This is a genomic window from Acidiphilium cryptum JF-5 (genome assembly GCF_000016725.1).
Taxonomy (GTDB): Bacteria; Pseudomonadota; Alphaproteobacteria; order Acetobacterales; family Acetobacteraceae; genus Acidiphilium; species Acidiphilium multivorum.
The window spans coordinates 557550-570660 of the sequence record NC_009484.1 but is presented as its reverse complement, the minus strand read 5'-3'; the positions used below and the strand labels follow the sequence as shown (position 1 = coordinate 570660).

11 protein-coding genes are annotated in these 13111 nt (G+C 65.1%); 7 read left to right on the top strand and 4 right to left on the bottom strand.

Annotated elements, in window-relative coordinates:
• The first annotated feature begins 116 nt into the window (after positions 1–116).
• The 5 genes from ACRY_RS05010 (at position 117) to ACRY_RS04990 (ending at position 6065) form a co-directional block, all read left to right on the top strand.
• A complete protein-coding gene (locus ACRY_RS05010; protein WP_011941572.1) occupies positions 117–614 on the top strand; it encodes a (2Fe-2S)-binding protein in 498 nt (165 codons plus the stop codon).
• Positions 611–1654 (top strand): FAD binding domain-containing protein, encoded by a 1044-nt coding sequence (locus ACRY_RS05005; RefSeq protein WP_011941571.1) that lies wholly within the window; start codon positions 611–613, stop codon positions 1652–1654. Before ACRY_RS05010 ends, ACRY_RS05005 begins: the two co-directional genes overlap by 4 nt.
• Positions 1647–3893: a xanthine dehydrogenase family protein molybdopterin-binding subunit gene (locus ACRY_RS05000; protein WP_011941570.1), complete on the top strand. Its 2247-nt coding sequence runs from the start codon at positions 1647–1649 to the stop codon at positions 3891–3893. Before ACRY_RS05005 ends, ACRY_RS05000 begins: the two co-directional genes overlap by 8 nt.
• Positions 3894–3971: 78 nt before the next feature.
• Positions 3972–4955, top strand: coding sequence for a GDP-mannose 4,6-dehydratase (gene gmd, locus ACRY_RS04995; protein WP_011941569.1), 984 nt, complete (start codon positions 3972–3974; stop codon positions 4953–4955).
• Between the two features lie 213 nt (positions 4956–5168).
• Entirely contained in the window at positions 5169–6065 is an 897-nt protein-coding gene (locus ACRY_RS04990; protein WP_011941568.1) for a GDP-mannose 4,6-dehydratase, read from the top strand.
• 106 nt (positions 6066–6171) lie between these two features.
• On the opposite strand, the gene ACRY_RS04985 is transcribed toward ACRY_RS04990, so the two are convergent.
• The 4 genes from ACRY_RS04985 to ACRY_RS04970 form a co-directional block, all read right to left on the bottom strand.
• Positions 6172–6441, bottom strand: a complete 270-nt coding sequence (locus ACRY_RS04985; protein WP_007422124.1) for an HU family DNA-binding protein — start codon at positions 6439–6441, stop codon at positions 6172–6174.
• A 131-nt stretch (positions 6442–6572) separates the two neighbouring features.
• Positions 6573–7583: an ABC transporter permease gene (locus ACRY_RS04980; protein WP_007422123.1), complete on the bottom strand. Its 1011-nt coding sequence runs from the start codon at positions 7581–7583 to the stop codon at positions 6573–6575.
• A gap of 25 nt (positions 7584–7608) precedes the next feature.
• Entirely contained in the window at positions 7609–9114 is a 1506-nt protein-coding gene (locus tag ACRY_RS04975; protein ID WP_007422122.1) for a sugar ABC transporter ATP-binding protein, read from the bottom strand.
• Positions 9111–10208, bottom strand: coding sequence for a substrate-binding domain-containing protein (locus tag ACRY_RS04970; RefSeq protein WP_231295344.1), 1098 nt, complete (start codon positions 10206–10208; stop codon positions 9111–9113). Before ACRY_RS04970 ends, ACRY_RS04975 begins: the two co-directional genes overlap by 4 nt.
• A 254-nt stretch (positions 10209–10462) precedes the next feature.
• Here ACRY_RS04970 and xylB point away from each other — a divergent pair, with 254 nt between their 5' ends.
• Both xylB and ACRY_RS04960 read left to right on the top strand, forming a co-directional pair.
• Positions 10463–11953, top strand: a complete 1491-nt coding sequence (gene xylB / locus ACRY_RS04965) for a xylulokinase (protein WP_011941565.1) — start codon at positions 10463–10465, stop codon at positions 11951–11953.
• A gap of 135 nt (positions 11954–12088) precedes the next feature.
• Positions 12089–13087 (top strand): LacI family DNA-binding transcriptional regulator, encoded by a 999-nt coding sequence (locus ACRY_RS04960; protein ID WP_043509056.1) that lies wholly within the window; start codon positions 12089–12091, stop codon positions 13085–13087.
• The last annotated feature ends 24 nt before the right edge of the window (positions 13088–13111 follow it).

Genomic DNA, 13111 nt, shown 5'->3' with positions numbered 1-13111 from the left:
TATTGTCGAAAGCGGCCGACGGATCCGGCTTCGCCGCTCAACGCACCTTTCGGGCACCTTTGCACCGCGCCAGCGCGCCCGTCGATCCATAAACATCCCGAATGATCGGAGACTCCATGCTCCACCCGATACACCTCACGCTCAACGGCATCTGCCGCGACCTGACGCTCGATGACCCGCGCATCACGCTGCTCGACCTCCTGCGCGAGCGGATGGCGCTCCCCGGCACCAAGAAGGGATGTGACCGCGGCCAGTGCGGCGCCTGCACCGTGCTGGTCGATGGGCGTCGGATCAATTCCTGCCTCGTGCTGGCCGTCACGCTCGATGGCGCCGAGATCACGACCATCGAGGGTCTCGCGGAAGGCGGCCGCCTTCATCCGGTGCAAGCGGCGTTCATCGAGCATGACGGGTTCCAGTGCGGCTATTGCACGCCAGGGCAGATCATGAGCGCGCTCGGCCTGATCACCGAGGGTCATGCCGGCGACGACCCGGAGCGCATCCGCGAGGGAATGAGCGGCAATCTATGCCGCTGCGGCGCCTATCACGGCATCACCGAGGCCGTGCAGGACGCCACGAGACGCATGGCGGATACCAGCGCAGGAGACGCCGCATGACCCCCTTCGCCTATCTCCGCCCCGCCACGCTCGATGAAGCCATCGGCGCCTGGGAACCGGGCGCGGCGTATCTCGCCGGCGGGACCAACCTGGTCGATCTGATGAAGACCGGCACGCTGCGGCCGGCCAAGCTGATCGACCTTGCCCGCCTGCCCGGCCTCGACGCGATCGAGACGCTGGAGGACGGCAGTGTCCGGGTCGGCGCGCTGGTGCGGAATGCCGATCTCGCCCATGACATTACCTTCGCCGCGCAGTTCCCGATGGTCGCCGAGGCGCTGCTCTCGGGAGCTTCGGGCCAGTTGCGCAACGCCGCGACCGTGGGCGGCAACCTGCTGCAGCACCCGCGCTGCGCCTATTTCCAGGACCCGCTGAGCGCCTGCAACCGCCGTGCGCCCGGCAGCGGATGCGATGCGCGGGACGGCGACAACGCCGCCCTCGCGGTCATGGGCTGGAGTGAAGCCTGCATCGCCACCAGCGCGTCGGATTTCTGCGTTCCCCTTGCCGCGCTCGATGCCGTGGTCGAAACCGCCGGCCCGGCGGGAGCGCGCGAGATCCCCTTCGCCGAGCTTCATCGGCTGCCGGGCGATTCCCCCGAACGCGCGACCGCGCTTGGGCCGGGTGAACTCATAGTCGCCCTGCGCCTGCCCGCCGCCGCGTCCGCCTTCCGCGCCCATGCGCGCTATCTCAAGCTGCGCGAGCGCACCTCGTTCGCCTTCGCGCTGGTCTCGGCCGCCGCGGCGCTGCGTCTTGATCGCGGCCGGATCGCCGAGGCCAGGCTCGCGCTCGGTGCTGTCGCCGCGAAGCCCTGGCGCAGCCGGGAAGCGGAGGCGATGCTGGCCGGCGCCGCCCCGGCGCCCGAACTCTTCGCCCGCGCCGCCGCCGTGGCGCTTTCCGGCGCCACCCCGTCGGGGGCGAATGCCCACAAGATTGAACTCGCCCGTCGCACCGCGGCCCGGGCTCTGGCGCTCGCCGCCGCGGGTACGCCCGCCCGGATGCCGGCGCTGCCCGCCTCGCCCTTCGGAGACCTCGCTCATGTCTGAGACTTCCATCCGCTTCGGCTCGAACGCCGGCCAGTCCGTCACCCGCCGCGACGGCATCGCCAAGGTTACCGGCGCCGCCACTTTCGCAGCCGACAATCACCCGGAAGGCGTGCTCCACGCCGTCTATGTGCCGGCCACCATCGCGCGCGGGCGCGTCATCCGCCTCGATACTGTGGCGGCCAAGGCCCATCCCGGCGTGGTCGAGGTGTTCACGCCGGAAAACCGCCCGGCGCTGGCCGGCGATCCGGACGCGAAACCCTTCCTGTTCGCCTTCCGCACCGAGGTGCTGCAAAGCGCCGAGATCCGCTATGCCAACCAGCCGATCGCGCTGGTCGTGGCGGAGACGGTCGAGGCCGCCACCGAAGCCGCCCGTCTCGTGGTGCCGCACTACGAAGCCCTGCCGCCGCGCCTCGGGCTTGATGGCGATGCCCCGTACAAGCCGGAGTCAGGCAATTTCGGCAGGCCGGCGGAAACCGTTTTCGGCGATGTCGCCGCAGGCCACGCGGCAGCCCGCCACGCGGTCGACCTGACCTATGAAACACCGGCGCAATATCATAACGCCATGGAGACCCACGCCATCGTCGCCACCTGGGACGGCGACCGACTGGCGCTGGACGTGCCGAGCCAGGCCATCGTGATGTCGCGTGGGGCCTATGGCTACTATTTCGGCATCCCCGCCGAAAACGTGACGATTCGCAGCCCCTACCTGGGCGGCGGCTTCGGCTCGAAAGCGGTGATCAACGGGCCGGCGTTACTCGCCATCCTGGCGGCGCGCGCGCTTCGCCGGCCCGTCAAGCTGATGCTGCGGCGTGAGCAGATGTTCGGCCCGGTCGGCCATCGCGGCGCCACGCGCCAGCGCCTGCGCATCGGCACCGACGATGACGGCCGCATGACCGCGCTCGACCACGAATCGCTCGCCGTCACCTCCACCTTCGACGATTTCATCGAAGGTGCGGCGGACGCGTCCCTGGGGCTCTATGCCACGGAGGCCCTGCGCTCGACGCAATACGCCGTGCGCGCCGATATCGGCACACCGGGGCCGATGCGCGCCCCCGGCATCGCATCCGGTTCGGCGGCGCTCGAATGCGCGCTGGACGAGATGGCCGAGGCGGCGGGACTCGACCCGCTGGAATTCAGGCTGCGCAACTATGCCGAGGTCGAGCCGGGCACCGGCCGGCCCTATTCCTCGAAGGCTCTGCGCGAATGCTACCGGCAGGGCGCCGAGCGATTCGGCTGGGCCGGCCGGCCGCTCGCGCCGCGCCAGATGACCGACGATCGCGGCCTGCTCGTCGGCTGGGGCATGGGCACCGCGCTGTTCCACGCCCCGATGTTCGCGGCGGAGGCACGCGCCACGCTGCGCCCCGATGGTACCGGCCTTGTCGAGACGGCGGCGGCCGACATGGGCCAGGGCGCCTGGACCGCGCTCGCGCAGATCGCCGCCGACGGCCTCGGCCTGCCGCTCGACAGGATCGAGTTCCGCGCGGGCTCTTCCGACCTTCCCGATGGCGGCATCGCCGGCGGCTCGGGGCACACGGCCACCGCGGGCGGCGCGCTTCATGCCGCTGGCAGCGATGCCGTCCGCCGGCTCGGAGAGATCGCCGTGGCCGATCCCGCCTCGCCGCTTTTCGGCGCCAATGCCGGCGTCATCGCCCGCGACGGCCGGCTCTTCGCCCGCGACGATGACAGCCGCAGCGAAAGCTATGTCGAGATCATTGCCCGCGCCGGCGGCGCGGCAGTCCAGGGCACCGGCAGCGCCGCCCGCCCGCCCGAGGCCGCGGAACGCCATGCGATGTATTCGCACGGCGCGGTCTTCGCCGAGGTGAAGATCGATCCCGCGCTCTTCCAGATCCGCGTCACCCGCCTCGTGGGCGCCTTCGCCGCCGGCCGCATCATCAACCCACACCTCGCGACGAGCCAGTTGATGGGCGGAATGATCTGGGGCCTGTCCTTCGCGCTGCATGAAGAGGCTCGCCACGACCGCCGCACCGGCCGGATCGTGAATGCGGACTTCGCGGGCTACCACATCCCGGTCAACGCCGACGTGGCGGGCCTCGACGTGATCACCGTCCACGAAGAGGATCCGCATGTGAATCCGCTCGGCATCAAGGGCGTCGGCGAAATCGGGATCACCGGCACCGTCGGCGCCATCGGCAACGCGATCTGGCACGCCACCGGCACGCGGGTACGGCGCTTCCCGATCCGGATCGCGGATCTGCTGGCGGGCTCGCAATCGATGTAGTGGTCGCGCCTCCGGCCATTAATTTGACATTTTGGCGCATATAGATCCCGCCAAGTTTATTGGCTAAGGGATCGAAGCATGAAAACAGCACTCGTCACCGGGATCACCGGCCAGGACGGCGCCTATCTCTCCCAGTTGCTCCTGGGCAAGGGATACGAGGTATTCGGCGTGATACGGCGCTCTTCGCATCGCGGCGTCGAAGACCATCGCCTGCGCTGGCTCGGCATCGCCGACAAGGTCACCCTGCTTGACGGCGATCTCGCTGATCTTTCCAGCCTCGTGCGCATCGTCAAGGACGTCCGGCCCGACGAGGTCTATAATCTTGCCGCCCAGTCGTTCGTCGCCTCGTCCTGGCGGCAGCCGATTCTGACCGCCAACATCACCGCCGTCGGCGTCACCAACATCCTCGAGGCAATCCGCGCCGAACAGCCGGAGGCCCGCTTCTACCAGGCATCCTCCTCGGAAATGTATGGCCTGATCCAGGAGCCGATGCAGAGCGAGGCGACCCCCTTTTATCCCCGCTCGCCCTACGCCGTTGCTAAACTCTACGGCCACTGGATCACGGTGAACTACCGCGAGAGCTTCGGCATGCATGCCTCTTCGGGCATCCTGTTCAACCACGAAAGCCCGCTTCGCGGCGTCGAGTTCGTCACCCGCAAGGTGACCGACGGCGTCGCCCGCATCAAGCTCGGCCTCGCCGGCGAACTGCGTCTTGGCAATGTCGACGCAAAGCGCGACTGGGGCCACGCACGGGATTACGTGAAGGCGATGTGGCTGATGCTCCAGCAGGACAAGCCGGATGACTACGTCGTGGCCACCGGCCGCACTACCACGGTGCGGGACATGTGTCGTATCGCCTTCGACCATGCCGGCCTCGACATGGAGCGCCACCTCGTCATCGATCCCGCCTTCTACCGCCCCGCCGAGGTCGACGTGCTGCTGGGCAATCCCGCGAAGGCGGAGCAGAAACTCGGCTGGCGGCCGGAAACCACGCTCGAGCAGATGATCATCGAAATGGTCGACGCCGATCTCGAACGCCTGCGCCGCACCACGCCGGGCTGACCTCGCAGATTGCGGCCGCCATGCGAACGTTCCGCGCCGGCGGCGGACTGGCCACCGTCTCCAACTTCCACTAGCGTGCGCCGCCCACAACTAGAGCATCATCCGATCAGAAAGATCCATTTGATCGGATGATGCTCTGATGCTCAATATGATAGAGCACTTTCCGATCCTGCAGGATCGGAAAGTGCTCTAGACGATGGAGACGTCCGGCCCATGGGACAATTGAGACGGATACTTGTCACCGGCGCCGGCGGCTTCGTCGGGCGGCACCTGATGCCTGAACTTGGCCGCCGATTTCCGTGGGCCGAACTGGTCAGCTTCCGCGCCGATATCACCGACCCCGCCGCCACCGAGACCTCGGTGCGCGACGTCCGGCCGGATGCCTGCGTCCATCTCGCGGGCATCGCCGCCATTCCCGAGGCACGGGAACACCCACGCCGTGCCTTCGCGGTGAACCTCGACGGCACGCTGAATCTTGCTCGCGCTCTGCTTGCGCACGCACCTGGCTGCCAACTGATTCATGCCGGTAGTGCCGATTGCTACGGAGCCAGTTTCCGCTCGGGCCAGGCGCTGGACGAATCGGCGCCTCTGGCGCCGCTCAACACCTATGCGGCAAGCAAGGCCGCAGCGGATCTTACCCTTGGTGCCATGGCTGCCGAATCCGGACTGCGCGTGCTGCGATTCCGTCCGTTCAACCATGTGGGCCCCGGGCAGAGCGAAGCCTTCGCCCTTGCCTCCTTTGCTGCCCAACTCCGCCGGATTGCCCGCGGCGATGCAGCACCGGTGCTGCATGTCGGCAACCTCGATGCCGAGCGCGACTTTCTTCACGTGAACGACGTGGTCCGTGCGTATGCGCTGGCGCTGGGACGCTCCGACGACCTGCCGAACGGCACGATCTTCAACATTGCCTCCGGCATTCCGCGCCGGATGCGCGACATGGTCGAGGCGATGATCGTCTCTCTCGGTATCCATGTCTCGGTCGAGATCGATCCGACCCGCCTTCGGCCAAGCGATATTCCGCGCGCGGTCGGCGATGCTTCCCGCGCCGAAAACCTGCTTGGCTGGCACCCGGACCACGGGATCGAGGAGATCGTGCGCTCGGTCCTCTGAGCGCCGCATCTGCGCCCCGAGGCGAAACCAGCCCTGAAGACACGACCGGCAGCCCGGCCGGAAACCGGCGGCAGATTCCGCCGATGCGCCAGACTGCCGCCGCGGGTCAGACGCGTGTCTTGAGCGTCGGCGACGACTTGAAACGCACGGTCTTTCCGGCCTTGACCTTGATGGGCTCGCCGCTGCGCGGATTGACGCCCTTGCGCGCCTTCGTCTTGCGCACCGTGAACGTGCCAAAGCTCGGCAGCGTAAATTTGCCCTTCTTCTTCAGTTCCTTGACGATCGCCTCGATAACGTCCGTAGCCGCCCGGTTCGCGGCGACGCCGGTAATCCCGGTCGAATTCTGAATCACATCCGTTATGAACGCTTTCGACATGGCGACGCCTTTCAATGATTGCAGGAGAATCCTAGCACTGTTCACTGCTCAAACAAAGACGCAAAACGGGGGCCGATGAAACGAAAAACGCCTGGTGTAATTCCGATTTTTACCCCGGCGGTGCGGTGCGATCAGGCGCGGCGCAGTCGGCGCATGAGGGTGCGCAGCAATCCGGTCTTCCACGTATCCAGCATCACCGCGAGCAGGATGACGATGCCGATCACGAGCGGTTGCCAATAGGTATTGAGATCGAGCACATCCATGCCTTCCGTCAGCGTGCCGATCACGATCGCTCCGAGCAGGGCACCGGCAACACTACCGGATCCGCCGAACAAACTCACCCCGCCCACGACCGCCGATGCGATTCCATCGAACAACGACGCGCCGGAACCGGCTGTCGGATAACCGGACGCAAGGCGCGCGGCGAGGATCACCCCGGCAAGACCTGCAATCGTCCCCGAAAGCGTAAAGCAGAGGATCTCGATCCGCGCGATGTTCACGCCAGCCAGCCAGGCGGAATGGCGATTGCCGCCGACGGCGTAGACCTTGACGCCGAACGCGGTGCGGCTGAGCACCACATGCGCGGCCGCGGCGACCACCAGCATCACGAGAACGCCGATCGGAATGATCTTCAGCACGTATCCCTGTCCAAGGGCGTTGAACGTGTTGCTGAAAATCGGAATCGGATTCGCTTGCGTCACGATCAGCGGGATCGATGCGGCGACGCCCAGGGTCGCGAACGTCGTGATGAAGGCTGGAACATTGATGTAATGTGTGATCGAACCATTGATGAAGCCGATCAGCGCCCCGGCCAGGATGCCGCCGAGGATCGCTCCAGGCCAGCCGAGCGGCGTATGGTTGATGACCACGGCGGCCGTTACACCTGACAGCGCCTGGATCGCGCCCACCGAAAGGTCGATGCCGCCGATCAGCAGCACGAAGGTCTCGCTGACCGCCAGCAACCCGATGGTGATCGTGTTGACCAGCAGGGTCGAGATATTGCCGATGGTCAGGAAGTTTCCGGTCAGCACCTCCATCCCGGCCATGATCAGCGCGAGAATGACGAAAATTCCCGTCTCCGGCGGCAGGCGAAGGCCCTTCCGTTGCGGGCTGGCTGTCGTGCTGGTGTCCTGTTTTGCCATGAAGATCGCCCCGGTTGCGGATATGTCAGAGGGATTGTGCGAGAATCGAACGTGCCTCGGCCTCGGCGCGCGGAATCCCTGTGCCCTCGCAGATGCCGTGCCGAAATACATAGATCACGTCTGAAACTTCGAGAATCTCCTCGATCTCCGAGGAGCACACGAGCAGCGTATCGCCCGCCGCGGCCAACTCGCGGATCAGGGCATGGATCTCGGCTTTGGCACCGATATCGACACCTTTTGTCGGCTCGGCGAGCAGCAGGATGCGGCTCCGCGCCGTCACCCATTTCGCGAAGATGACCTTCTGCTGGTTGCCGCCGGACAGGCGCCGCACGCTGGTTCCAAGCGGCGAGCGTATGGCCAGGCGGGCCGCCATGGTGCGCGCCTGCTCCGCCACTGCCGCATCGTCGAACCAGATCCCGCGCGAGAACCGGTCGATGCTGGCGAGCACGATGTTCTTGCCGATGGTCATGTCGGGAATGAAGCCGTTGGCCTTGCGGTCGTCCGTCAGGAACCCGAAGCCTTTTGCCAGCGCGGCGCGCGGCGTTGTCGGCACATACGGCTCACCGGCCAGGCGGATCTCGCCACCCTGCATCGGCCGGACGCCGAACAGCACCTCCAGCAGTTCAACCTGCCCGGCTCCGGCCACGCCGTACAGCCCGACCACTCTTCCAGCATTGATCTCCAGACTCGCCGAGCGGCAATTGCCGCTCGAGAGGGTCTTTATATCGAGCAATGTGGTGCCGCCGAACGCGGTCCGCGGCGAGACCTCGGCGAGCGGCGTGGCATCGCGCCGATGGCCGGTGATGTAATAGGCAAGATCCGCCTCCGAAAGATCGGCGCGCTCCGCATCCAGCACGACATCGCCATCCTTCATCACCACCACATGATCGGCAACCGCCAGCGCCTCGCCGAGCTTGTGCGTGACAATGGCGATCGAGGTGCCGCCCGCCGCCAGCCGGCGGACCGTATCGAGCAACCGGGTGATCTCACTCGCGTTCAGTGCCGACGTCGGCTCGTCGAGCAGCAGGAACCGGCCGCCCTTGTCGAGCGCGATGATGATCTCCAGCATCTGCCGGTCAGCCGGCGACAGCGCTCCCGCAGCCATGTCCGGATCAGCGGCGAGGCCGTAAGTCGCCAGGGCCCTCCTGACATGTTCGTTCATCGCGGTGCGGTCGGTGAATGGCCCGCGCCGCTTCTCCCGGTTGAGGAAGAAATTCTGCGTCACCGTCAGTTTCTCGATGATGCGCAGTTCCTGCCAGACCACGGCAATGCCGTGCGCTTCGGCGATGCGCGGCGTCGTCAGCGTCACGGCCTCGCCATCGAGCAGGATATGGCCGCCGGATGGCTGCTCCGCCCCACCCAGGATCTTCAGCGCCGTCGACTTGCCCGCGCCATTATGCCCAAGCAGCGCCGTCACTTCCCCAGCGCGGAGCGAGAAACTCACTCCGCGCACCACGGGTGCGGAATCGTATCGCTTGACGATTCCCGAAAGGGCCAGGCTGCCAGCCTGGCCGGTGGACACCGTCGTCACGGATAGGCGATTTTCATCATCTCGTGGCAGTTAGCCTTACTGACGGTATAGGTCTTGGTGAGAACCAGTTTGGGAATATTCTTGTCGCCATCGAGATACTTGATGATATTCGCGACCTCGATCTTCGACTCGACCGCGGGGGACTGCAGCGCGCCAGCCTTGTAGACAGAGTTCTGGCAGATCGCCTGCACGGCCTGCTGGCTGCCTGAGAGACCGATCACCGCAACCTTGCCAACCTTGTTGGCGGCGCGGATCGCATCCATCGCCCCAAGACCACTCGGCGCATTGATATCGAAAATCACATTGACGTCAGGATGCGCCGAAAGCATCGCCGCCGTGGCGGACAAGCCGCCCGGCGTGGTCCCCTTGCCATTCAACCTCGATACGACGTGGATGTTCTTGTCACCATCGATGATTTTCTTGAAACCCTTGTCCCGATCCTGGACCGAGGTTGCAAACGGATAATCAATCCATCCCAGCTTCACCGGCGCCCCGTGCAGAGCCGACTTGTCATAGGCGATGACTTCCTTCGCGGCATTCTCGCCAAGCTGGACATTGTTCGACTGGACGAATTCGACGATATGCCCGCCCGCGCGCTTCAGGGTTTTCATGTCGACATTGGTATCGATCGTGAAGACCGGGATATGCGCGTGATTGGCTGCCAGCACGGCGGAGGAGGCCGCCGCCGCATCGGCGGGAGCGAACATGATCGCGTTGACATGCCGCTGGATGAACGCCTCGACCTGGTTGAGCTGCTGCGCCTCGCTCATGTTGCCGCCATAATAGATCAGCTTCGCGCAATCCGCGGCCGCATCCTTGGCGGCGGTTTTCGCCATGGTCTCGAAATACGGATTGGTCAGCGTCATCAACGACATGCCGATCACGTATTTCGGCTTCGCGCAGGTCTGCGCCGCCTCGGCGTGCGGGCCGGCCAGGCCGATCGTTCCGGCGATTGCCATGCCCACTATCGAAAGCCGCTTTGCCAGCTTCATTCCCGTTCCCTCCTGTTTTTGAACAATTCTACTTTTCGGACAAATTTGGCTCATAGATTTGCCCGGAGACCAAAAATTAGATGAACGAAAGCGCTTGCGCAAGCGCTTTCGCTCCCTGTAGTGTTTGTAGGCAGGTCAGGAGAAGATCGACTCGCGGGCCGGCATCGTGCCGCTGCGCATCATCCCCCCGCGTCCGCCAGGGCTCGCCGCATACACGCGATCGTTTTGGATTTCGGTTCCGCACGGAGCAGGCCACATGGGTTGACAGCAAACGCCTCCACGCATGACCTCCGGCGCAGTCTCGTGCGCCGCAGCGCGAGACAGGCAAGCATTGGAAATATCGAGCAGTTGCGAGAATGAGATCTTTCGCCTCCCCCCTCTCACTTGGCATCGACCTCGGGACATCAGGCGTCAAGGCGGTCCTGCTGACCTCATCCGGAGCGGTCATCGGCACCATGTCGGCTGCCGTGCCGACATCGCATCCGCACCCCGGCTGGGCCGAGCAGGATCCCGAGGATTGGTGGATCGCCTGCATGACGGCCCTGCGCGAACTTCGCCGGCAGTATCCCGAAGCTTATGAGGCGGTCAGATCGATCGGGCTGTCAGGACAGATGCATGGAGCGGTCCTTCTGGATCGGCATAACCGAAGCATCCGCCCCGTGATCTTGTGGAACGATGCGCGCTCCACTGCCGAAGCGGCGTTCCTGGCGGAAAATCATCCCTCGTTCATCGAGGCGACCGGCAGCCTTCCGATGGCCGGCCTCACGGCACCCAAGCTGCTTTGGCTGCATGGCCACGAAATCGAATCATTCCGGAAGATCGACTGCCTCCTGTCGCCCAAGGACTATCTCCGGCTCCGGCTGACCGGCGAGCGCGTCACCGATATGTCCGATGCCGCCGGCACTCTCTTTCTTGATGTGCATCGCCGCTCATGGTTCGAGCCGATGATCGCCGCGACCCATCTCGAACCTCGGCAATTTCCCCGCCTGTGCGAGGGAACAGCCGCCACCGGCACCCTGACCCGAAGCGCCGCCGGCGAGCTTGGCCTCGACAGCAAGGTCGTGGTCGCAGGCGGCAGCGCCGACAATCCGGCCTCCGCGGTCGGGATCGGCGCGTCACATCCGGGCGATTCGTTTGTCACCCTGGGAACCAGTGCCGCCGTCGTGTCGATCACCGATCGCCCCCTGGCGCGCATTGCCGGCGGCGTTCACGGCTTCTGCCACGCGCTGCCAGAGAGATGGTACGCGATGGGGGCCATCCTGTGCGGCGCAAATTCGCTGCGTTGGGTATCGAAACTGCTGTCGATGCCGAGCGAACAGGCTTTGCTTGATCGGGTTGCCGCCGAACTGCCACTCGAACGGCCGGTTCCGCCGACAACCCCGCTGTTTCTGCCCTATCTATCCGGCGAGCGTACCCCGCACAACGATCCGAACGTGCGCGGCGGCTTCATGAATGTCGGCATCGAGACCGCGGCGCCGTCATTCGGCTACGCCGTTCTCGAAGGAGTCGCCTTCGCCCTGCGGGATGCCATGGGTTCGGTGGAGGAGTCAGGTTCGGATATTCGTCATTGTTCTCTGGTCGGCGGCGGAGCGAAAAGCGATTACTGGGGACAGTTGCTGGCGAACGTGCTGGGACGCGAACTCCATACGCTGGAAGGCAGCGAACTCGGCGCGGGGATCGGCGCGGCGAAACTCGGTTTCGCCGCGCTCGGAATCGACGAGCCGGTGAACATGTCACTGCCCGTCAGAAAGACCTTCGAGCCGCAAGCGGACCGTCGCGAGGATCTGGACGACCGATATCGAAAATTCCGCACCCTTTACCCTGCGGCGCGTTCGCTCTGCACCTGAAGGAGGGGCCATTTCGTGACTCGCCGCATCATGATTGGACAGTATGGGAACGTCGCCCCGCTCCCATCTCCTCGGTCGGCTGCTTACCGACATCACCGGTCGCCGGATCTGTAAGGGGTCGAGCAATTGGCCACCATGGAAGATGTTGCCCACAAGGCAGGCGTTTCGGTATCAACCGTTTCGCATGTCATCAACGGCACCAGAAAAGTCCGTCCCGCGACGGTCGAAGCTGTAAGGGATGCCATCAGGAAGACCGGCTACGTTCCGAACTCGCTGGCGCAGGCCCTGGCGGGAGCGTCGACGAAAACGATCGGTGTGGCGATCTCGGCCCTGACAAATCATTATTTTGCGGAAACGGTCCGTGTGATCGAATCCGAATGCGCAAGGCGGGGCCTGATGATATTCCTGGCCGACACGCATGACGATCCGGACCAGGAACTGCGGGTCATCAAGGCGCTGCACCAGCGCCGGGTGGACGGCATCATTCTCGCACCGACCGCGGGAACCGACCGACGGGCGCTCGACTACCTGAAGGGCAAGGGCATACCGTCGGTGCTGGTCGATCGTATCGTTCGAGGCGAGTTTGACCAGGTCGGCGTCGAGAACACCGTCGCGTGCCGCGAGCTGATCTCGCATCTGATCGGCCACGGCCATCGCCGCATCGGCTTCGTGGCGGGAGCCCCAGGAATTTCAACATCGATCGAGCGGCTCGAAGGATATCGCGACGCCCTGCATCAGGCCGGCATCCCGTTCGATCCCACCTTGGTGTGTTGCGGAGAATCAGCAAACGAACCGGCACGCCGCGCCGTTCGCGAACTGCTCCGGCTCGACCCACGGCCGACCGCGATCGTGGCCTCCAACAACCTGATGATGATCGGCGCCATGCACGCCTTGCGCGACGCCGGCATAGAGGTGCCTGCGGGAATGGCTCTGGTCGGGTTCGATGATTTCGACTGGGCCGAACTCTTCAACCCCCGGCTCACAGTACTCGCACAGCCACTCGAGGACATCGCCATGAAGGCGGTGGAACTGCTGACGAGACGCATCGCGCGGCCCGATGATCAATTCGAAATCGTGCGTCTCACGCCGGAATTGAGGATCCGGAACTCCTGCGGCTGCCAGGATCAGCGCTGACACCGCCGGGGCCCGGCCAAAGCC

Bases quoted from the DNA above. Each gene is read 5' to 3' on its own strand.
- ACRY_RS05010 (WP_011941572.1), top strand. From the start codon at position 117: ATGCTCCACCCGATACACCTCACGCTCAACGGCATCTGCCGCGACCTG.
- ACRY_RS05005 (WP_011941571.1), top strand. From the start codon at position 611: ATGACCCCCTTCGCCTATCTCCGCCCCGCCACGCTCGATGAAGCCATC.
- ACRY_RS05000 (WP_011941570.1), top strand. From the start codon at position 1,647: ATGTCTGAGACTTCCATCCGCTTCGGCTCGAACGCCGGCCAGTCCGTC.
- gmd (WP_011941569.1), top strand. From the start codon at position 3,972: ATGAAAACAGCACTCGTCACCGGGATCACCGGCCAGGACGGCGCCTAT.
- ACRY_RS04990 (WP_011941568.1), top strand. From the start codon at position 5,169: ATGGGACAATTGAGACGGATACTTGTCACCGGCGCCGGCGGCTTCGTC.
- ACRY_RS04985 (WP_007422124.1), bottom strand. From the start codon at position 6,441: ATGTCGAAAGCGTTCATAACGGATGTGATTCAGAATTCGACCGGGATT.
- ACRY_RS04980 (WP_007422123.1), bottom strand. From the start codon at position 7,583: ATGGCAAAACAGGACACCAGCACGACAGCCAGCCCGCAACGGAAGGGC.
- xylB (WP_011941565.1), top strand. From the start codon at position 10,463: ATGAGATCTTTCGCCTCCCCCCTCTCACTTGGCATCGACCTCGGGACA.
- ACRY_RS04960 (WP_043509056.1), top strand. From the start codon at position 12,089: ATGGAAGATGTTGCCCACAAGGCAGGCGTTTCGGTATCAACCGTTTCG.